The sequence below is a fragment of the Galactobacter valiniphilus genome (assembly GCF_003575975.1).
GTDB classification, from domain to species: domain Bacteria; phylum Actinomycetota; class Actinomycetes; order Actinomycetales; family Micrococcaceae; genus Galactobacter; species Galactobacter valiniphilus.
In genome coordinates this window covers 25,391-44,201 of sequence record NZ_QQXK01000004.1, presented here as the reverse complement: position 1 = coordinate 44,201, position 18,811 = coordinate 25,391, and the positions used below count along the sequence as shown (strand labels likewise).

Genomic DNA, 18,811 nt, shown 5'->3' with positions numbered 1-18,811 from the left:
CATGGTCGGCCTCGTGGTGGTCTCGCACAGCGCAGCGCTCGCGGAGGCCGCCCTCGGGCTGGCCTTGGAGATGGTGGCGGGGCAGCCGCCCCGCGTGGTCCTTGCCGCCGGCATGGACGACGGTTCCTTCGGCACCGACGCCGCGCGCGTCGCCGCCGCGATCGAGGAGGCGGAGGACGGGGGAGGGGTCGTGGTCATCACCGACCTCGGCTCCGCCGTCCTCTCCGCCGAGATGGCGGTGGAGTTTCTGCCGGATCCGGACGCGCCCGTGCGCATCGTCCCCGCCCCGTTCGTGGAGGGGCTGCTCGCCGCCGTGGTCGCGGCGGCGGGCGGCGGCGACCTCGCCGAGGTCGCCGCGCAGGCCTCCGGCGCCCTAGCCTCGAAGCGGGAGCAGCTGGGGGAGGTTGACCCCGCGCCCGACGGCGCGGGGCCGGGTCTCGAGCCCGGCCCGCCGGGGGCGGGAGCGGGCCAGAGCGCCGAGGGCGCCGGGCCCGGCGGGGCCGGGCCGGTCGACGCCGCGTCCGTCGGCACCGAGGCCGGCGCGAGTGCCGACGTAGTGCTCGTGAATCCCATGGGCCTACACGCCCGCCCGGCGGCGACGCTGGCGGGGGCACTGGCCGGCTTCGACGCCGAGGTCAGCCTCGAGGTGCCGGGCCGCAGGCCCGCCCCGGCGCGCAGCCCGCTCTCCGTGGCGGGGCTGGGCACGCGCGGGGGCGACACCGTGCGCGTGAGCGCGGGCGGACCCCAAGCGCAGGCCGCGGTGGCCGAGGCGGTGCGGCTCATCGAGGAGGGCTTTGGGGAAGCGGGGGAGGCCCCGGCTGCCGCTCAGCCCGACTCCGCCGTCTCGACCGGGCGGCCCGCTGGCCCCGGCCTCGGGGTGAGCCCCGGCCGCGTCGTGGGCCCCGCCGTGCACATGCCCCCGCCCCTCGCGGCCCCGGCCGAGGCGGCAGCCGTGCCGCCCGAGGCGAGGCCCGCGGAGGCGAGGCGCCTCGAGGCGGCGGCCTCCGCGGTCGTGCGGGATTTGCACGACCGCGCCCGAGCGGCCCACGGCGACGCGGCGGCCATCCTCTCCGCAACCGCGGCCCTGGCCGCCGATCCGGGCCCGCTCGAGGCCGCGCTCGCGCTGCTGCGGGACGAGGGGCTGGACGCCGAGCGGGCCATCTGGTCCGCGTATTCGGACGTGGCGGAGCAGTTCGGCGCCGCGGGCGGCGCGCTGGCCGAACGGGCTAGCGATGTGAGGGACCTGCGCGGGCGGGTCGTGGCGGCCTTACGCGGCGTCCCGGCCCCTGGCGTCCCCGAGCGCGACGCGCCGTTCGTGCTTGTGGCGCGCGACCTCGCCCCCGCCGACACCGCCGGGCTGGATCCAGCGCGCGTGCTCGCGATCGTCGCGAGCGAGGGCGGGCCCACGTCCCACACCGCGATCCTGGCTCGTTCGCTCGGGATCCCGGCCGTGGTGGGCTTCCCCGGCGCCGCGGCGCTGGCCGAGGGCGAGCCGGTGCTCGTGGACGGCGGCAGCGGCGAGGTGGTGGCCGGCCCCAGCGAGGAGCAGTCCGCTGGCGCGCTGACGGCCCCCGTGCCCAAGGAACGCCGGGCCTTCACCGGATCGGCGGCCACGGCCGACGGGCACGCCGTCTCGCTCCTGGCCAACATCGGCACGGCGGCCGACGCGGCCAAGGCCGCCGCGGCGGGGGCCACGGGCTCCGGCCTGTTCCGCACCGAGTTCGCGTTCCTCGACCGGGCCCAGGCGCCGAGTGAGGACGAACAGACCGAGCTCTACGCGGGCGTCCTGCGGGCCTTCGAGGGCTCCAAGGTGGTGCTGCGCACGCTGGATTCTGGCTCGGACAAGCCCCTGCCGTTCCTCGATCCGGAGCCGGAGGAGAACCCGGCCCTCGGCGTGCGCGGCCTGCGCACGGCGTTCAGGCACGAGGGGCTCCTGCGCACGCAGCTCGCGGCTATGGCCAGGGCCCAGACCCTCGTGCCGGGCACACAGGCCTGGGTCATGGCCCCCATGGTGGCCACGGTCGAGGAGGCGGCGTGGTTCGCGGGCCTGGCGCGGGCGGCCGGGCTGGCCACCGTGGGCGTCATGATCGAGACGCCCGCGGCCGCGCTGAGCGCCGAGCACGTCCTGGAGCACGTGGACTTCGTGAGCCTCGGGACCAACGACCTGGCGCAGTACACCATGGCGGCGGACCGGCTCTCGGCCCCGCTCGCGGCGCTGAACGACCCGTGGCAGCCCGCCGTGCTCAGGCTCATCGAGGCCACGGTCAACGGCGCGGGGCTGGCCTCCGCCCGCCCCGGCGCCGCGCGGCGCACCGTGGGCGTGTGCGGCGAGGCGGCCTCCGATCCGTTGCTCGCCCGCGTGCTCATCGGCCTCGGCGTGGACAGCCTGTCGATGTCGCCCGGCGCGCTCGCGGCCGTGGCTGAGGCGCTGGCCGCCTCCACCCTCGAGCAGTGCAGGGCGGCGGCGACGGCCGCGCTGACCGCCACCGGCGCGCGCGAGGCGAGGGACGCGGCGTCGGGCGTTCTGTGAGACGACGGCGGGGCCGGCACCTCGGTGCCGGCCCCGCCGGGTGTCCGCCCACGGGCGGCTCAGCCGCCCTCGGTGTAGACGATCTTGTTGTTCCTGACGGTCACGGTGCCGTTGAACGTCACGGAGAGGTTCCCTTCCAGGGTGGTCGGCTCACCGGCGTAGCGGCCGGTGCCGCTCACGGAGACCCGTCCGTTGCCGCCGACGACGCGTTCCGAGCCGATGGAGCCGACGAGGTGCGGCGTCCCGGGGTCCTTGGTCTGGCGATACCTGATGTTGCGGGGCTGGCTTACGCCGCTCGCGTTGACGCTGAAGGGGCAGTTCTTGAGGACCAGGTCGGTGAGCCTGAGGCAACGCTCGTAGTTGGCCCGGGCCGCCGCCAGGGTCTCCTTCTTGAACGCGGCGGTGCGCTCCCCCCGCGGGGAGACGAACACGGAGCTGGCGACCCCGCCGGAGGACACCGCGCGTGTCGCCGAGGCCGTGACCGGGTTCTCTCGCCAGGCGGTGTACTTGCTCTTGGCCAGGCTGACCGACACCGTCCCCGGCCAGACCGCCACCGGGAGATCGGCCTTCTTCAGCGCCGAGACGTTCACCGGCACGCCGTTGATCTTGGTGGTTTCGTTGGGGAGGTCGCCGGCGTCGATCTCCGGGAAGGCGAGCTTCTCGGCGACCCACTCGGCGCCGTCGTCCGCGCGCGTGAAACGTAGGTTGAGGGTGATGTAGTCCTCGCCGCTGTAGTACTCGCCCGTCACCGTGGCGCTCGTGCTGAACACCGAGGAGTCGGTGACCTCGAAGCTCGCGTCCTCGCCCATGACCAGGCGCGCGGAGGCCGGCGTGAGGGTCGAGAGGTACACGCCCTTGGCGCCGACCAGGGTCTTGACGGCCGCCGGCTCCCCCGCGAGGAGCCCGTCCATGAGCGAGGTGACGGTGTCGGCGAGCTCGGGGTCCTGGGTCTCCAGGTCGAGCTCGCCGGAGTAGGTCCAGTCGCCGGTGTCGTCATCGTCGCTCGAGTCGTCCCAGGGCAGGCCCGAGACGCCGGAGCTGGCGTCGTCGAAGATCGAGTTGAGGGGTCCGGCCAAGACCACGCCGCCCACCACGAGGAGACCCACGATCGTGCCGAGCGGGCTGGCCTTCTTCTTGGGGCGGGTGCTGGCGGGGATGGCGGCACGCGGTCCAGGCGCGGGGGAGAAGGAGGTGCCCGACGGCGCGGGGTGGCCTGGGTGCGCGGGCGCCGGCCGGGCGCCGGGGGCCTGGGCGGTGCCGGCGGTGGGGGCGGCGCCGGCGACCGGTGCCTGGCGCGCGGCCTGGGCCGGGCGCTGGGTGACGCTGCGTGCCGCCGCGGCGAGGCGGGCCAGCTGCTCTTCGAGCTGGGCCTGCTCGGCGGCCGCGGCCTGCGGGCCCGTTGCCCCGGGGGTGCGCTGGGTGGAGGGGCGCGCCCCGGAGGCGCCGCCCGGCGTCGTGCCGGTGGTGGGAGCGCGCCGCGACTGGCCCTGCCGCCCGCCTGGCGGGGCAAAGCGGCTCTTGATGGCCTGGGGGTCCTCGCGATACGCGGGCGGGAAGTCCTTGGCGGGGTCGGCGGGCAGGCCGAGCCGGCGGCGCTCCGCCAGCCATTCCTCTTGGTTCATGCTGTGTCCCCCCATCGATGCGCGCCGCGCGCCGGCACACGTGATCCTAACCGCGCTCGGCGGGTGAGCAAGCTCACGGAATGACAAGTGGGGTCGTCGCGGTTATAGTTGACGTATCAATCACCTGGACGTGGGGAACGTCCGAGAGAGCAGGGAGACGGACATGGAGTTCGGCATCTTCACCGTGGGCGATCTGACCCCGGACCCGACCGGTCGTAAGTCTCAGACCGAGCGCGAGCGCCTGCAGTCCATTCGCAAGTACGCGCTCAAGGCCGAGGAAGTCGGCCTCGACGTCTTTGCGCAGGGCGAGCACCACAACCCGCCGTTCGTAGTCTCCAGCCCCACGACCAACCTCGCGTGGATCGCTGCCAAGACCGAGAAGATCAAGCTCACCACGTCCACCACGCTGATCACCACGAACGACCCGGTGCTCATCGCCGAGGACTTCGCCATGCTGCAGCACGTCTCCGACGGCCGCGTTGACCTCATGATGGGCCGCGGCAACACGGGCCCCGTGTACCCCTGGTTCGGCAAGGACATCCGCCAGGGCATCCCGCTCGCCATCGAGAACTACCACCTGCTGCGCAAGATCTGGCGCGAGGAGGTCGTGGACTGGGAGGGCCAGTTCCGCACCCCGCTGCACGGCTTCACGCTGGCCCCGCGCCCGCTGGATGACACCGCGCCCTTCGTGTGGCACGGCTCCATCCGCTCGCCCGAGATCGCCGAGCAGGCGGCCTTCTACGGCGACGGCTTCTTCCACAACAACATCTTCTGGAACATCGAGCACACCGCCCAGATGGTCAAGCTCTACCGCGAGCGCTACGAGATATACGGCCACGGCGCCAAGGAGAACGCGATCGTGGGCCTCGGTGGCCAGGCGTTCATGGCGGAGACCGAGAAGAAGGCCAAGGACTTCTTCCGCCCCTACTTCGACAACGCGCCCGTCTACGGTCACGGCCCCTCCATGGAGGACTTCACCAAGATGACGCCGCTGACGGTGGGCACGCCCGAGCAGGTCATCGAGCGCTACCTCGGCTTCGCCGATCAGGTGGGCGACTACCAGCGCCAGCTCTTCCTGCTGGATCACGCCGGCCTGCCCGAGGAGGTTGTCCTGGAGCAGATCGAGCTCCTCGGCAAGGAGGTCGTCCCCGTGCTGCGCAAGTAGTTCGAGGCTCGCCGCCCCGCCGGCGTGCGATCGAACGCCCCGAGCCACGAGGAGCTCGCGGCCCTCCCGGCCGACGCCGACTACCGCCAGGTCATCTCCTCGCCCGTGGCCCGCGCCGCGCAGGCCGAGGAAGCCGCCAAGAAGGCCGAATCCAAGTGAGCCTGACCGTCGCCGTCGTCACCGCCGGCCTGTCCCAGCCTTCCAGCACGCGCATCCTCGCTGACCTGCTGGCCGACGCCGTCAAGGCGCAGGTCTCGGCCCGCGGCGAGAGCGTGAAGATCGAGATCATCGAGCTGCGCGACCTCGCCCAGGACCTGGCCACCACCATGGTCACGGGCGGCCTGCCCACCCCCAAGGTGGCGGCGGCCCGCGAGATCCTCGCGACGGCCGACGGCCTCGTGGCGGTCACGCCGGTGTTCACGGCCAGTTACTCCGGCCTATTCAAGATGTTCTTCGACATCCTGGACCCGGACACGCTGCGCAATGTGCCCACCATCGTGGCTGCCACGGCCGGCACGCCGCGCCACTCGCTCGTCCTGGAGCACGCGCTGCGCCCGCTCTTCGCCTACCTCCACGCGCTGACGATGCCCACCGGCGTCTTCGCCGCGACGGACGACTTCGGCGATGGAGCGGAGGGCTCCGGCCTGGCCGGGCGCGTGCGCCAGGCGGCAAGCGAGCTCACCACCCAGATGATGCAGGCGGGCAACGCCGTGGCGGGTTTCGTGCAGTCGGATTCCGACCTCACGCGCCGCGTCTCCGGCAACTCGCTCGGCGCCACGCCGGACTTCGCGACCCTCCTGAAGGGCCACGCCGGCACGCTCTAAACACCAGGTTCCCCACCGATGCCCGACGGCGGTCGGTGACCTTTTCAGCGAAAAGGTCACCGACCGCCGTCGGGCGTTTCGAGCCGGATCGCCCGGATCCGTGGAGGCGGCTCAGCCCGCGGCGCGCTCCAGGTTCTCGCGGATCGCAAACGCCTTGGCCGGGTGCATGCGCGTGGAGTTGAGGAAGCCGCCCACGCCGCCGTACTCGCCCTCGACCCCGTCGATGAACACCGCCATGGCGTCCTCGGGCGCGGACATGATGATGGGCGCATTGGCCTCCGCGAGGTGCGCCAGCTGCGCCGCGGAGACAAGCGGCCGGTAGGCCTCGAACATCGCTGCCTTCACCTGCTGCATGTTCTGCCCGGTCAGGGCATAGTCCGCGATGATCTGCTCGCGCGAGTGCCCGGCCAGCATCCCGGCGAGCGCCGCCAGCATGCCCGTGCGGTCCTTGCCCGCCGCGCACTGAAAGAGCGTGGGCGTCCCCTCGGCGAGCGGGCTGAGCGCCCGCGCCACGGTTTCGCGCTTCAGATCCAGCCACTCGAGGTAGAGCTGGCCGAGGTCCTCGGCGGTCTCCAGGGCCAGCGCCGACTCGTCGGCTGAGGCGTCCATGGCCACGTCGACGTACTCCACGCCGGCCTCCTCGAGCCCTGCCCACGGCGCCAGGACGCGCTCGCGCTGCCCGCGCAGATCGGCCACGGCGCGCAGGCCAAGCGCGTCCACGACCTCGTGCAGTTGCGGCGCCCCGAGCCCGTACGGCGCGGCCGAACGGTAGACGAGCCCCGGGACCACCACGCGGGAGTTGATCAGTGCGGTCATAGCCAGTTCCTCTTCTTGAAGGCGGCGTAGAGGCCCACGCACGCGGCGGTCATGGTGGCCACGGCGGCCGGGTAACCCCAGGCCTGTTCCAGTTCCGGCATGAACCTGAAGTTCATGCCCCACACGCCAGCCAGCACGGTGGGGACGGCGAAGATGGCGGCCCAGGAGGACACCTTCTTGGCCTGCACGCTCTGCTCGAGCGAGACCTCGGTGGCCCGCTCGGAGGCGAGCGTCATGGCGAGCGAGAGCGCGTTGTTCAGGGTCGAGTGCATCTCGGCGGCGTGGGCATCCACGCGCCGCGCGTGGTCCTGGACGTCCCGCAGGAGGGCCTCAAGAAGTGCCCGACGACGCCGGTGCTCGCCGCCGCGGGCGGCGTCGTCGGTGGGGCGGGCCGGGTCGGGAGTCGCCGCCGTGGCTGGCCCCGCTCCGGGCCCTGCCTCGGCCCAGCCGGGGGAATCCGCCTCCGGCGAGCGCCCGTGGGCCGCGGTGCCGCCCTCGCCGAGCAGGAGCAGGGGATCGGTCCCCGAGAGGGACTTCCGGGCCGTCGTCAGCAGCGTCTCCAGCGGGGAGACCGCGCGCTGGAAGCGCCCCACCTGCCGCGAGAGCTTGTAGATGCGGGCGGCAACATCGTCCTCGGAGCGCGAGAAGAGCGAGTCGTCGATCTGGTCGATGTCCTCGGCCAGGCCGTCCAGGACCGGCTGGTAGCCGTCCACCACGTCGTCGAGCAGGGCGTAGCCCGCCCCGCGCGGTCCCAGCGTCGCTAGCGCCGGGGAGGCCTTCACCCGTTCCAACGCCTCGGTGGGCGGCGGCGTGGTCGGCGAACGCCGGGTGATCAGGAAGTCCCGCCCCAGGTAGATGTCCAGCTCGCCGAGGCTCACCTCCTCGGCGGCGTCGTCGTAGCGCGCGGGGTGGAGCACCATGAAGGCGTGCTGCCCGTAACGGTCGAGCTTGGTGCGTTGTTCCTGCTCGCGCATGTCCTCCACGGCCAGGCGGTTCAGCGCGAGCGTGCTCGTCAGGTGATGCCACTGCTCGTCGGTGGGGCTCAGGACCTCGATCCACGCCCACGCGCGCTCCGCCTTGGCCAGTTCCAGGGCCCCGGCAAGGTCCCCGCCAAGGTCCGTCGCCTTGCCGTCGGCAAAGAGGGTCACGCGCTCGGGATGCCCGCTATCCAGCCCCACTCACGGCCTCCTGATCAGCCCGGAAGTCCGGGCGCATCCCGGTCCAGGCCTCAGTCTGCCACCGCGGCGGCTCCGTGACGCGTTCGGGGCGGCGCGGCCGTGGGGCTATCGTTCAACGAGGATTCCGTCCTCGTCCGAGTACAGGCGTTTGCCCGGCACAAAGCTGACGCCGCCGAACTCCACCGGGATGTCCACCTCGCCCACGCCGTCCTTGGAGCTCTTGCGGGGGTTGCTGCCGAGGGCCTTCACCCCGAGGTCCAGTTCCGCGAGCGCCGCACGGTCGCGCACGGGCCCGTTGATGACCACGCCAGCCCAGCCGTTGGCCACGGCGGAGGCCGCGATCATGTCGCCCATGAGCGCCGAGTTCGGCGAGCCGGCCCCGTCCACCACCAGGACGGTGCCGTTCCCCGGCGTGGCCAAGATCGACTTCACGAGGCCGTTGTCCTCAAAGCAGCGGACGGTACGGATGGGCCCCTCGAAGGCCGCGCGCCCGCCCAGGTTCAGCAGCTGCAGGGGGAGGGAGGCCAGGGCCTCGCCGCGCTCGTCGTATAGGTCGGCCGTGCTCGTCATGTCTCTCCCAGGCGTGGTTGCGGGTGGTGGGGCCCATCCTGCCCGGCAGCGGGGCCCCCGCGCGAGCGTGCGACGCCGGGCGCGGCCCGGGTGTCGGGTCGTTCACGCAGAGGTGAGTCGGGCTAGCACTGCTCGTAGCGCCGGCCGGCCTGCCCCACGGGCACGAGCTCCACGTCCCTGAGGATCGTGAGCGGCGCGCGGTCTGGAGTCGCGCATACCTCGTCAAAGGTTTTCCCGCTGCGTTGCAGCGAGCCCGGATATTCGATCTGCAGCACGTGCTCCCCGTAAGCCTCCCGGTACTCCCCGCACTCGTCAAAGGCGCCGCACTCCTCGGTCACGGCGAAGTCGAAGCCGATGGAGCGGGCCCGTTGGGTGGCACCGGCCGCGTTCTTCTGCCCGATGGCCAAGGCATGCCGGTGGGCCACCCTCACATAGTCCGCGGCGAGGGCGAAGGCGCCGGAGCGGTCGATGGAGGCGAAGCGTTCGAAGGTGTCCAGGTTGTCGATCTCGACGGCGTCGAAGCCGCGTTCCGCGCAGGAGGCGATGACGGGTTCGACGAGGGCGAGGATTCCCTCGCGTTGCCACGGCGTACTCGGGTCGAGGATGTGTTCGTCCGGCCATTCCGGATCCACGAGCAGCGCTCCGTCGGCGTCCTGGGCGAGCAGATCCGAGTGCTGTTTCCAGGCCTCGGTCTCGTCCGGCTGGGTCTGGAATCCGTTGACGTAGCAAATGTTGTAGGCCCCTGGAAGCGCCGTGGCGGAGCTGTCTCGCTCCACCACGGTGGGAACGGGACCCTTCTCCGCGACGCGCTCGGACGGACCGCCCAGCTGGTAGTCGAAGACGCCGCCGGTGGGGGGCAACGTCACGGGCTGGCCTTGGGTGGCGGCCGACCGGTCCGGGGTGGGGGGTCTCGCCGGCGTGCAGGCGGCGAGCAGCAGGAGCAGTGCGGCGCCGGTCCCCGCTACGGCGCGCGCCCGGCGTTCCATGGCCTCCAGGGTACGCGCCGCGCTGCGGTCGCTCTGCGCCTCCCTGGGCGCCCGTGGCGGGGGCGGGGCTCGGCGCGTGGGCGGGGTGGGGAGCTGCGGCTACGGCCGGGCGGGCCTGGCGGTGGAGGTCCGCACAACGAGCGCGTGCCGCGCGGGGGCCACGGAATCCAGCGGCGCCGCGTGCTCGAGGTGCTCCACCACCGCCCGCGCCGCCTCGGCCCCGAGCTCCGGCACAAATTGCGTCACGGTCGTGAGCCCGTAGACCTCGCCCAGGGGATGGCCGTCGATTCCCACGATGGACAGGTCCCGCGGCACCGTGAAGCCGAGCTCCTGCGCCGCGAGCCAGGCGCCGATCGCCATCTCGTCGCTCGCGGCAAAGATCGCGGTGGGCACCTCGCCGGAGCCCAGGAGGGCCCGGCAGGCGTCGCGCCCGCCGAGCACCGTGAAGTCGGCGTCGACGAAGAGCACCGGCTCGGGTTCCACACCGGCTCCGAGCAGGGCCTCCTCCCAGCCGGAACGGCGCTGGGTGGGGACGTGGAAGTCGACGTCGAACTCCTCGGTGCCGCCCAGGAAGGCGATGCGCCGGTGACCCAGGCCCAACAGGTGCTCGGTGGCGAGCCGGGCCATGCCCACCTCGTCCGCGGCCAGCGCCGGGAGGTCCTCCATGCGCCCGCCCACCGTCAGCAGCGGCAAGCCCAGCCTGCGCAGGGACTCGAGCTCCTCGGCCTCGAGCGTCACGGCGATGCTCAGGAGCGCGTCGACGCGGCGGCGGCGCACCACGGTGCCGAAGAGCGCGCGGCGCTCCGCGGCGTCGTCGGTGACGGAGTAGAGGGTGGTGTCGTAGCCGGCGCGCGCCAGCTCGTCCGTCACCGCGCCCACGAGCTGGGAGAAGTACCAGCGGCCCAGCGGCGGGGTGAGCACGCCGATCGAGCGCGTGCGCCCGGAGGCCAGCGAGGAGGCCGTCGAGGAGACGACGTAGCCGAGCTTGTCGGCGGCGGCCAGGACGCGCTGACGCATCCGCTCGGAGACGTTGCCCCGCCCGGAGAGCGCGCGGGAGACGGAGGCGGTGGAGACGCCGGCCTCGGCGGCCACCTGTTCGATGCCCACCCCGGCGGACGGACGGGTGACGCTCACGCCGCCCCGGTCAGCCAGACGGTCGTGTCAGGGGGCAGAAGCTCGGCGCCGTCGGTGACGGAGGGATCGGAGGAGGCCACCAAGGAACCGTACCCGGGCAGGCTCACCGGATTCGAGCCCGTGTTGGCCACCACGGTCACGGCGCCCACCGTGAAGGCGAGGACGCCGGGCGCCTGGCCCTCATGCCACACCAGGTGTGCGTGGGCCAGGCCGTGCTCGCGGCGCAGGTGGAGCAGCGTGCGGTAGAGCTCCAGCGTTGAGCCCTCCACCCCGTCCTGGGCCGAGCGGGCGTAGCGGCCCCAGTCGCCGGGCATGGGCAGCCAGGATGCACCGGAGTCGTTGAATCCGAACGCCGCGCCGGTGGCCTCCCACGGCAGCGGCACGCGGCAGCCGTCGCGGCCGTAGCGCTCGCCGTTCGTGCGGAAGAAGGAGGGGTCCTGGCGCGCCTCGTCCGGCAGGTCGACGACCTCGGGCAGGCCGAGCTCCTCGCCCTGGTAGAGGTAGGCGCCGCCGGGCAGAGCCAGCATGAGGGACGACGCCGCGCGGGCGCGTCCCAGCGCCTGCTCCGGTTCCGGGATGCCCACCGACCGCGGGCCCAGGCCCGCGCCCTGCGGGTTCTCAGCGGTGAGCGAGAGGCGCGTGGTGTGGCGCACGAGGTCGTGATTGGAGAGCACCCACGTGCTCGGGGCGCCCACGGCGCCGAAGGCCGCGAGCGACTCGTCGATGACGGAACGCAGGGCCGCCGCGTCCCAGTCGGTGCCGGAGTACGGGAAGTTGAAGGCCTGCTGCATCTCATCGGGGCGCACCCAGCGCGCCATGCGCGAGAGCGGCGAGACCCAGGCCTCGGCGCACAGGACGCGCTCGCCGTCGTACTCCTCAAGTACCCGGTGCCATGCGCGGTAGATCTCGTGGACGCCGTCCTGGCCAAAGAACGGCGGATCCTGCTCGCCGCCGCCCATGGAGCCCTCGGAGGGGTTCGGGACGAAGTCGGGCAGGCCCTCCTCCTTGATCATCCCGTGGGCCACGTCCACGCGGAAGCCGTCGGTGCCGCGGTCCAGCCAGAAGCGCAGGATGTCCTCGAACTCGGCGCGCACCTCGGGGTTGGTCCAGTCGAAGTCGGGCTGCGTGGAGTCGAAGACGTGCAGGTACCACTGGCCGGGCGTGCCGTCGGCCTCGCTCACGCGGGTCCAGGCGCGCCCGCCGAAGACGGAGTCCCAGTTGTTCGGCGGCTCGCTGCCGTCCACCCCGCGGCCGTCGCGGAAGAGGTAGCGGGCGCGCTCCGGGGAGCCGGGCGCGGCGGCGAGGGCCGCCTGGAACCACGGATGATCGCTCGAGGAGTGGTTGGGGACGAGGTCCACGATGACGCGCAGGCCGAGCGCGTGGGCCGTGGCGACGAGGCGGTCGTAGTCGGCGAGCGTGCCGAAGATCGGGTCGACGTCGCGGTAGTCGGCCACGTCGTAGCCGGCGTCGCGCTGCGGGGAGGTCATGAACGGGGAGAGCCACACGGCGTCCACGCCAAGCCGGGCCAGCGCTGGCAGCCCGTCGATGATGCCCGGGAGGTCACCGATGCCGTCCCCATTGGCGTCGCGGAAGGAGCGCGGGTAAATCTGGTAGATGACGGCGCTTCGCCACCACTCATCCCCGGGTGCGGTGGGAGCGGCCGGGGTGCGGTGGCTCGCGGGCGCGGCGGCAACGGCTGCGGCGGAGGCGGGGCGGATCTCGGTCATGGCCGCCACCCTAGCCACGCCGATTGTTTCGATGCAAACGCTTTCAAGTTTCTGAGGGATTTCGGGAAGATGTGGTTGAGGTCACGGGCAAAGTTGTGCAACACTCGCCGAGACCATCACTGAAAGCGTTTGCAATGGAGCCGGTGATGATGCCCCGCGGTACGGGGTACAGCGGCCCCGCATCCACTGCCCAGAAAGGCAACCCCCATGGTGAACAAGTCCCAGCTCGCCGGCTTCGGCGCCCTGGCCGCCGCGACGGCCCTGGCGCTGTCTGCGTGCGGTGGCTCCGGCTCCGGTACCACCCCCAGCTCCAGCGGTTCGGCGGCCCCCGCCACCTCCGCCTCCAGCTCCGCCCCTGCCTCCTCCTCCGGTTCGCTCACCGTGTGGGTCGACTCCGAGCGCGCCTCCGCGCTCAAGGACGTTGCCACCGACTACGAGAAGAACACCGGGATCAAGGTCCAGATCGTCTCCAAGGCGACGGACAAGATCAAGGACGACTTCACGCAGCAGGGCGCCTCCGCCGGCGGCCCCGACGTGGTCATGGGCGCGCACGACTGGATCGGCGAGCTCGTCAAGAACGGCATCGCCGCCCCCATCGAGCTCGGCGACAAGAGCGCCGACTTCTCCGACGTGGCGATCAAGGCCTCCACCTACCAGGGCAAGGCGTACATGCTTCCCTACGCCGTGGAGAACCTGGCCCTCCTGCGCAACACGGAGCTGGCCCCCGAGGCCCCCACGAGCTTCGACGACATGATCGCGACGGGCAAGAAGGCCGGCCTCAAGCAGCCCTTCGTCGTGGAGCAGGGCAAGGAGGGCAACCCCTACCACCTCTACCCGTTCCAGACGGCATTCGATGCCCCGGTCTTCGGCACCGACGCCAACGGCGACTACGACGCCAGCAAGCTGCTGCTGGGCCAGGGCACCAAATTCGCCGACTGGCTCGCCGAGCAGGGCAAGGCCGGCACCATCTCCACCGAGATCACGGGCGACATCGCCGCCGACAAGTTCGCCAAGGGCCAGTCCGCCTACTGGCTGACGGGCCCGTGGAACGTCAAGGCAGCCGAGGCCGCCGGCGTGAAGTTCACGGTTGACCCGATCCCGTCGCCCACCGACAAGGAGGCTGCGCCGTTCGCCGGTGTGAAGGGCTTCTTCATCAACGAGCACTCCGAGAACAAGCTCGCGGCGACCGACTTCCTCGTGAACTACCTCGGCACCGAGCCGGTGCAGACCAAGCTCTTCGAGTCCTCCGCCGTGCTGCCGGCCCTCAAGGCCGCCGCGGACAAGGCGGCCTCCGATCCGATCATCGCCGGCTTCCAGAAGGCCGGCGCGAGCGCGGTCCCGATGCCGGCCATCCCTGAGATGGGTGTCGTGTTCGAGAGCTGGGGCGTCTCCCAGGCCGCCATCCTGGATGGCAAGGATCCCCAGAAGACCTGGAGCGACCTCGTCGCCAAGGTCGAGAAGGCCATCGCCAAGTAACGCCCGACGGCGCGCCGGCCAGTGTGCGGCTGGCGCGCCTCGGTGCCGTCCCGGCACCGAGGCTCCGGCTCCCCTCAACGCAAGGACGGGGGAGCCGGGGCCTGGGCCCCGGGAGGCCAGCCCACAAGCCGGCCGCGCAAGCGGCCGGCACCGAAGCAACCACGAGGACACCATGACGCAGACCGCCTCACCCGGCCCGGCGCCGTCGGGCATTGACGCCCCGGCCACGCCGGACGCCCCGACCCCGCGCCGCCGCGGCGACCGCGTGGGCCCCAGCCTGGGCCCCTTCCTCCTCAAGCTCGCGCTCGTGGGGATCTTCGACGCGCTCGTCCTGCTGCTGCTCATGCTCCTGCTGGGCAAGCGCGACTGGGCCCTCTTCGGCGTGGTGCTCGTGGCGGCGATCGCGATCAACGTGATCTACCTGAGGAAGGGCGCGCTGCCGGCGAAGTACCTCACGCCCGGCGTGGTCTTCCTGCTGATCTTCCAGATCTTCACGCTCGTCTACACCTGCTATGTGGCGTTCACGAACTACTCCACGGGCCACGTGCTCACCAAGCCAGCGGCGGTCCAGGCGCTCCTGAGCCAGAACCAAACGCGCGTGCCCGACTCCCCGGCCTACCCGCTCACCGTCGTCTCGAAGGGCTCCGAGCTCGGCTTCCTCGTGGTGGATCCGGTCAGCGGCAAGGCCCAGCTCGGCACCTCCACGCAGCCCCTCACCGAGGTGCCCGCCGATGTCAAGGACGGCAAGGCCGTCTCCACCGAGGGCTGGCAGAGCCTGAGCTTCGCGGACATCCTGGCCAAGCAGAAGGACGTCTTCGGGCTCACGGTCCAGCGCACCGAGGACGCGGCGGACGGCACGCTGCGCACGCAGGACGGCCGCACCGGCTACCAGTTCGTCTCCGGCCTGCGCTACGACGAGGCCGCCGGCACGCTGACCGACACGGCGCAGGGGACCGTCTACACCGACGGAGGCAAGGGCGCGTTTGTCTCCTCCACGGGCGAGGCCCTCATGCCCGGCTGGTCAGTCAACGTGGGCACCGAGAACTTCACGCGCGCCTTCACCGAGGAGTCCATCCGCGGGCCGCTCCTGAAGGTCACGCTGTGGACCTTCGCGTTCGCCCTGCTCTCCGTCGCCACGACCTTTGGCCTCGGCATGTTCCTCGCCGTGGTCTTCAACAAAAAGGGCATGCGCGGGCGCAAGATCTACCAGGCCATCATGATCCTGCCGTACGCCTTCCCCGCCTTCCTCGCGGCGATGGTGTGGGCCGGCATGTACTCCAAGAGCTTCGGCTTCTTCAATCGGGTGCTGCTCGGCGGGGCGCAGATCCCGTGGCTCGAGGACCCCACCCTCGCCAAGATCGCCGTGCTCCTGCTCAACCTCTGGCTCGGCTTCCCGTACATGTTCCTCGTGTGCCTCGGCGCGCTGCAGTCCATCCCGGACGAGCTCGAGGAGGCCGCCAAGACCGATGGCGCCACGGCCTGGCAGGCCTTCCGCCTCATCAAGTTCCCGCTGCTGCTCGTCTCGGTGGCGCCGCTGCTGATCGCGTCCTTCGCGTTCAACTTCAACAACTTCAACGTGATCTACATGCTCACGGGCGGCGGCCCGCGCGACATGGACGCCTCGATCCCCGTGGGCGAGACCGACATCCTCATCTCGCTCGTCTACAAGGTGGCCTTCACGGGCCAGGAGCGCGACTACGGCCTCGCGAGCGCCTTCTCCATCATCATCTTCGTCATCGTGGCCATCATCTCGATCGTGAGCTTCCGCCGCACCAAGGCCCTCGAGGAGGTCAACTGATGTCCGCCACCGCGAACGCCGGCTCCCAGCCCGGCACCATCCAGGGCACGACGGCGGGTGCCCGCCACGCGTCGTCGGGCAGTGGAAGCGACGGGGTCGGCGGCGGTTCCGGCTCGCCGCGGCGGCGCCGCGGCCCCCTCGCCTGGCTGCGCGAGGCTGGCTGGCGGCACGTCATCGGCATCGCCTTCTCGCTCTACGCGCTGCTGCCGATCGCGTACATCGTGTCGGTCTCGCTCAAGCCGCACGGGACGCTGACGGGCTCCAATGAGCTCTTCACGGACTTCAGCCTCGAGTCCTACGCGCGCGTGCTGACGGATCCGGCGCACCCCTTTGGGCAGTGGTTCCTCAACTCGCTGCTCGTGGGCCTGTGCACGGCCGCCGGCACGGTGTTCCTGGGCGCGCTTGCAGCGTATTCTTTCTCGCGCATGCGTTTCCGCGGGCGCCGGACGGGGCTGCTCTCGCTCATCCTGCTGCAGATGTTCCCGCAGCTGCTCGCGGTGGTGGCGGTGTTCCTGCTCGTCACGAAGCTCGGCGAGATCGTCCCGTGGCTCGGCGTGAATTCCCCGGCAGCGCTCATCGCCGTGTACCTCGGCGGCGCGCTCGGCGTGAACACCTACCTCATGTACGGCTTCTTCAACACGGTGCCGATGTCGATCGACGAGGCAGCCAAGCTGGACGGCGCGGGCCACGCGCGGATCTTCTTCACGATCATCCTGCGCCTCGTGGCGCCGATCCTCGCCGTGGTGGGGCTGCTGAGCTTCATCGCCACGATGAACGACTTCGTCATCTCCTCCGTGATCCTCGTCGACCCGCAGAAGCAGACCCTCGCCGTGGGCCTGTACAACATGGTCTCCAACCCGAACTACGCGGACTGGAGCGCGTTCGCGGCGGGCGCCGTCATGGCCGCGCTGCCCGTGGTGATCATCTTCGTGGCCCTGCAGCGCTACATCGTGGGCGGCCTGACCGCCGGGTCGGTGAAGTAGGGGGGGCGATCGCCCCGCCACCCGGCGGGGCCCCAAGATTGCGTGCCTTGCGCCGTGTTGCGGGCCGTTTAACGACGCAAGCCACGCAATCTTGGAGTGCGAAGTGCGCGCTCAGCTCCGCTCGATGGGGAACCACAGCTCGCACGTGGCCCGCGTGAAGTCGGCGTTGTGCTCCACGATCGAGACGATCGAGGGGCCCTCCCGCAGCCGCCACGCGGTGGACGGGAACCACTCGGTCGCCGAGGCGGCGTAGGCCTCCTGCAACGCGGCCGGGTGTTCACCCTCCGTGCGGAAGAGCACCCACGAGCCGGCCGGGAGCTCGATCGCGTCGAGGTCCTCCGGCACCGCGGTGTCCGCGCCGACGGCCACGCCGTGCAGGTAGGTGAGCTCGCTTCCCTCGGCGGCGTCCGGATCCACGTCCGCGCTGACCTGGAGCAGGCCGGCGGGCCGCGCGTTGCTCAGCGCCTTCAGCCGCGCGTGTTCCTCCGCCGGGATTCCGGCGAGGTGCCCGGCGATGGCCGGGTTGGGGCCGCGGTGCAGCAGCGGCACGCGCGCTGCGTGGCCGATGAGCCGCTGGGCGGGCAGATCGATGATGGTGGCATCCATGGGGGTGTTCCCTTCGACGGTCAGGCGGAACCTGAGCTGGCTTTGGCTTCGAAGGGGGCCTCCGTCCGTGCGGACCCGGCCGTGGCTCACGCCGTGGACCGAGCGGAACGCCCGGCCGAACGCCTCGACCGAGGAATACCCATGGCGCACGGCGATCTCCAGCAGCGGCTCGCCCGCCACCACCTCGGCCGCGGCCAGCGTCATGCGACGCCGGCGCACGTACTCGGAGAACGGCATGCCGGCCAGCGAGGAGAACATGCGCCTCGCGTGATATTCGGTGCTGCCGTGGCGGGCGGCCAGGGCGGTGAGGTCGAGCTCGGCGTCGAGATGATGCTCCACCTCGGCGACGAGGTCGTTCAACAGTTCGATCACGGTGACCCCCTTCGGCCTCTACTCTTCGCCCCCGGCCAGCGGCGGCGCCCGATCATCGTGGCCCGATTCAATCAGCAGATCGCGGGACGGGTCAGGGGCCGGATCCACCACGATGGCGTGCCTTGCGTGGTGATCGGGCCCGGTTGACGACGCAAGCCACGCAGACGTGGAGAAGAGAAGGCACAGGGCACACGCAAGGGCCGCTGCGCCACCGCCTAGGCTTGGTCGGTGACTTCCCCCGCGCAGGATCCCGCCACGACCACCTCCGACTCCGCCGCGCCCACGCCGCCGACCGAGACCGCCGGGCGCCCGGTGCGCGAGGACGACGCCGCGCACGCGCACGAGGTGGGCGTTGGCCCGTGGGAGGGTCAGTGGCCCACGGACGAGCGCTACGACCCCGAACTGCTGCGGGACGGCGACCGCCGCAACGTCCTTGACGAGTTCCGCTACTGGCGCCACGACGCGATCGTGGCGGAGCTGGACACCCGCCGCCACCCCTTCCAGGTGGCGATCGAGAACTGGCAGCACGACCTCAACATCGGCACCGTGGTGCGCACCGCGAACGCCTTCAACGCCGCCATGGTGCACATCGTGGGCAAGCGCCGCTGGAACCGCCGCGGCGCCATGGTCACCGACAAGTACCAGCACGTCATGCACCACCCCACGGTCGAGGACTTCGTGACCTGGGCGCACGGCGAGGGCCTGCGCGTGCTCGGCGTCGACATCTTCCCCGACTCCGTGCCGCTGGAGCGCTACGAGCTCCCCGAGCGCTGCGTCCTCGTCTTCGGCCAGGAGGGCCCGGGCCTCTCCGAGGAGATGCGCGCCGCCTCCGAGGCGACCCTGTCGATTGCGCAGTACGGCTCCACCCGCTCCATCAACGCCGCCTCCGCCGCTGCGGTCGCCATGCACGCCTGGATCCGGCGCTGGGAGTTCGGACAGCGCGTCTGAGCGACCTCCTCCGCGAAAAGACCCCGGCCCCGAGCGTGATGCTCGGGGCCGGGGTCTTTTCTTGAGGGCGGCGTGC

General features: G+C 71.7%; 14 protein-coding genes and 1 pseudogene. 7 read left to right on the top strand and 8 right to left on the bottom strand.

Annotation, left to right across the window (positions count from 1 at the left end; translation table 11 throughout):
- Position 1: 1 nt before the first annotated feature.
- Positions 2-2,530: a phosphoenolpyruvate--protein phosphotransferase gene (gene ptsP, locus DWB68_RS02740; RefSeq protein ID WP_119423614.1), complete on the top strand. Its 2,529-nt coding sequence runs from the start codon at positions 2-4 to the stop codon at positions 2,528-2,530.
- 59 nt (positions 2,531-2,589) lie between these two features.
- On the opposite strand, the gene DWB68_RS02735 is transcribed toward ptsP, so the two are convergent.
- On the bottom strand, positions 2,590-4,152 hold the full coding sequence (locus tag DWB68_RS02735) for a hypothetical protein (protein WP_119423613.1): 1,563 nt from the start codon (positions 4,150-4,152) through the stop codon (positions 2,590-2,592).
- A gap of 163 nt (positions 4,153-4,315) precedes the next feature.
- Between DWB68_RS02735 and DWB68_RS02730 the strand changes: the two are divergent.
- Together DWB68_RS02730 and DWB68_RS02725 are read left to right on the top strand one after the other, a co-directional pair.
- Positions 4,316-5,476: pseudogene (locus DWB68_RS02730) on the top strand (CE1758 family FMN-dependent luciferase-like monooxygenase).
- On the top strand, positions 5,473-6,141 hold the full coding sequence (locus DWB68_RS02725; protein WP_119423611.1) for an FMN reductase: 669 nt from the start codon (positions 5,473-5,475) through the stop codon (positions 6,139-6,141). Before DWB68_RS02730 ends, DWB68_RS02725 begins: the two are co-directional and overlap by 4 nt.
- Before the next feature lie 111 nt (positions 6,142-6,252).
- On the opposite strand, the gene DWB68_RS02720 is transcribed toward DWB68_RS02725, so the two are convergent.
- The 6 genes from DWB68_RS02720 to DWB68_RS02695 all read right to left on the bottom strand — a co-directional run bounded on the left by DWB68_RS02720 (position 6,253) and on the right by DWB68_RS02695 (position 12,552).
- Positions 6,253-6,957, bottom strand: a complete 705-nt coding sequence (locus DWB68_RS02720; RefSeq protein WP_119423610.1) for a tyrosine-protein phosphatase — start codon at positions 6,955-6,957, stop codon at positions 6,253-6,255.
- On the bottom strand, positions 6,954-8,135 hold the full coding sequence (locus DWB68_RS02715; protein ID WP_119423609.1) for a magnesium and cobalt transport protein CorA: 1,182 nt from the start codon (positions 8,133-8,135) through the stop codon (positions 6,954-6,956). Before DWB68_RS02715 ends, DWB68_RS02720 begins: the two co-directional genes overlap by 4 nt.
- 105 nt (positions 8,136-8,240) lie before the next feature.
- Complete coding sequence (rraA, locus tag DWB68_RS02710) at positions 8,241-8,705, bottom strand: ribonuclease E activity regulator RraA (protein WP_119423608.1); 465 nt, start codon at positions 8,703-8,705, stop codon at positions 8,241-8,243.
- A 122-nt stretch (positions 8,706-8,827) separates the two neighbouring features.
- On the bottom strand, positions 8,828-9,571 hold the full coding sequence (locus tag DWB68_RS02705; RefSeq protein WP_233548572.1) for an endo alpha-1,4 polygalactosaminidase: 744 nt from the start codon (positions 9,569-9,571) through the stop codon (positions 8,828-8,830).
- A 219-nt stretch (positions 9,572-9,790) separates the two neighbouring features.
- Positions 9,791-10,825: a LacI family DNA-binding transcriptional regulator gene (locus DWB68_RS02700; protein WP_233548571.1), complete on the bottom strand. Its 1,035-nt coding sequence runs from the start codon at positions 10,823-10,825 to the stop codon at positions 9,791-9,793.
- A complete protein-coding gene (locus DWB68_RS02695) occupies positions 10,822-12,552 on the bottom strand; it encodes a glycoside hydrolase family 13 protein (protein ID WP_119423606.1) in 1,731 nt (576 codons plus the stop codon). The genes DWB68_RS02700 and DWB68_RS02695 overlap by 4 nt, the downstream gene beginning before the upstream one ends.
- A gap of 207 nt (positions 12,553-12,759) precedes the next feature.
- Here DWB68_RS02695 and DWB68_RS02690 point away from each other — a divergent pair, with 207 nt between their 5' ends.
- The 3 genes from DWB68_RS02690 (at position 12,760) to DWB68_RS02680 (ending at position 16,809) form a co-directional block, all read left to right on the top strand.
- Positions 12,760-14,028, top strand: a complete 1,269-nt coding sequence (locus DWB68_RS02690) for a sugar ABC transporter substrate-binding protein (protein ID WP_119423605.1) — start codon at positions 12,760-12,762, stop codon at positions 14,026-14,028.
- A gap of 172 nt (positions 14,029-14,200) precedes the next feature.
- Positions 14,201-15,826 carry an ABC transporter permease subunit gene (locus DWB68_RS02685; protein WP_119423604.1) on the top strand — a complete coding sequence of 542 codons (1,626 nt, stop codon included), beginning with the start codon at positions 14,201-14,203 and terminating at the stop codon, positions 15,824-15,826.
- Complete coding sequence (locus DWB68_RS02680; protein WP_119423603.1) at positions 15,826-16,809, top strand: sugar ABC transporter permease; 984 nt, start codon at positions 15,826-15,828, stop codon at positions 16,807-16,809. The genes DWB68_RS02685 and DWB68_RS02680 overlap by 1 nt, the downstream gene beginning before the upstream one ends.
- Positions 16,810-16,920: 111 nt before the next feature.
- Here DWB68_RS02680 and DWB68_RS02675 read toward each other — a convergent pair whose 3' ends face one another.
- Positions 16,921-17,787: an AraC family transcriptional regulator gene (locus tag DWB68_RS02675; RefSeq protein ID WP_119423602.1), complete on the bottom strand. Its 867-nt coding sequence runs from the start codon at positions 17,785-17,787 to the stop codon at positions 16,921-16,923.
- 312 nt (positions 17,788-18,099) lie between these two features.
- On the opposite strand from DWB68_RS02675, the gene DWB68_RS02670 reads away from it, so the two are divergent.
- Positions 18,100-18,735, top strand: coding sequence for a TrmH family RNA methyltransferase (locus DWB68_RS02670; RefSeq protein ID WP_119423710.1), 636 nt, complete (start codon positions 18,100-18,102; stop codon positions 18,733-18,735).
- The last annotated feature ends 76 nt before the right edge of the window (positions 18,736-18,811 follow it).

What these genes read in the sequence shown, in the direction of transcription:
- ptsP (WP_119423614.1), top strand. Translation starts at nt 2, where the DNA reads ATGGTCGGCCTCGTGGTGGTCTCGCACAGCGCAGCGCTCGCGGAGGCC.
- DWB68_RS02735 (WP_119423613.1), bottom strand. Translation starts at nt 4,152, where the DNA reads ATGAACCAAGAGGAATGGCTGGCGGAGCGCCGCCGGCTCGGCCTGCCC.
- DWB68_RS02720 (WP_119423610.1), bottom strand. Translation starts at nt 6,957, where the DNA reads ATGACCGCACTGATCAACTCCCGCGTGGTGGTCCCGGGGCTCGTCTAC.
- rraA (WP_119423608.1), bottom strand. Translation starts at nt 8,705, where the DNA reads ATGACGAGCACGGCCGACCTATACGACGAGCGCGGCGAGGCCCTGGCC.
- DWB68_RS02695 (WP_119423606.1), bottom strand. Translation starts at nt 12,552, where the DNA reads ATGACCGAGATCCGCCCCGCCTCCGCCGCAGCCGTTGCCGCCGCGCCC.
- DWB68_RS02690 (WP_119423605.1), top strand. Translation starts at nt 12,760, where the DNA reads ATGGTGAACAAGTCCCAGCTCGCCGGCTTCGGCGCCCTGGCCGCCGCG.
- DWB68_RS02685 (WP_119423604.1), top strand. Translation starts at nt 14,201, where the DNA reads ATGACGCAGACCGCCTCACCCGGCCCGGCGCCGTCGGGCATTGACGCC.
- DWB68_RS02680 (WP_119423603.1), top strand. Translation starts at nt 15,826, where the DNA reads ATGTCCGCCACCGCGAACGCCGGCTCCCAGCCCGGCACCATCCAGGGC.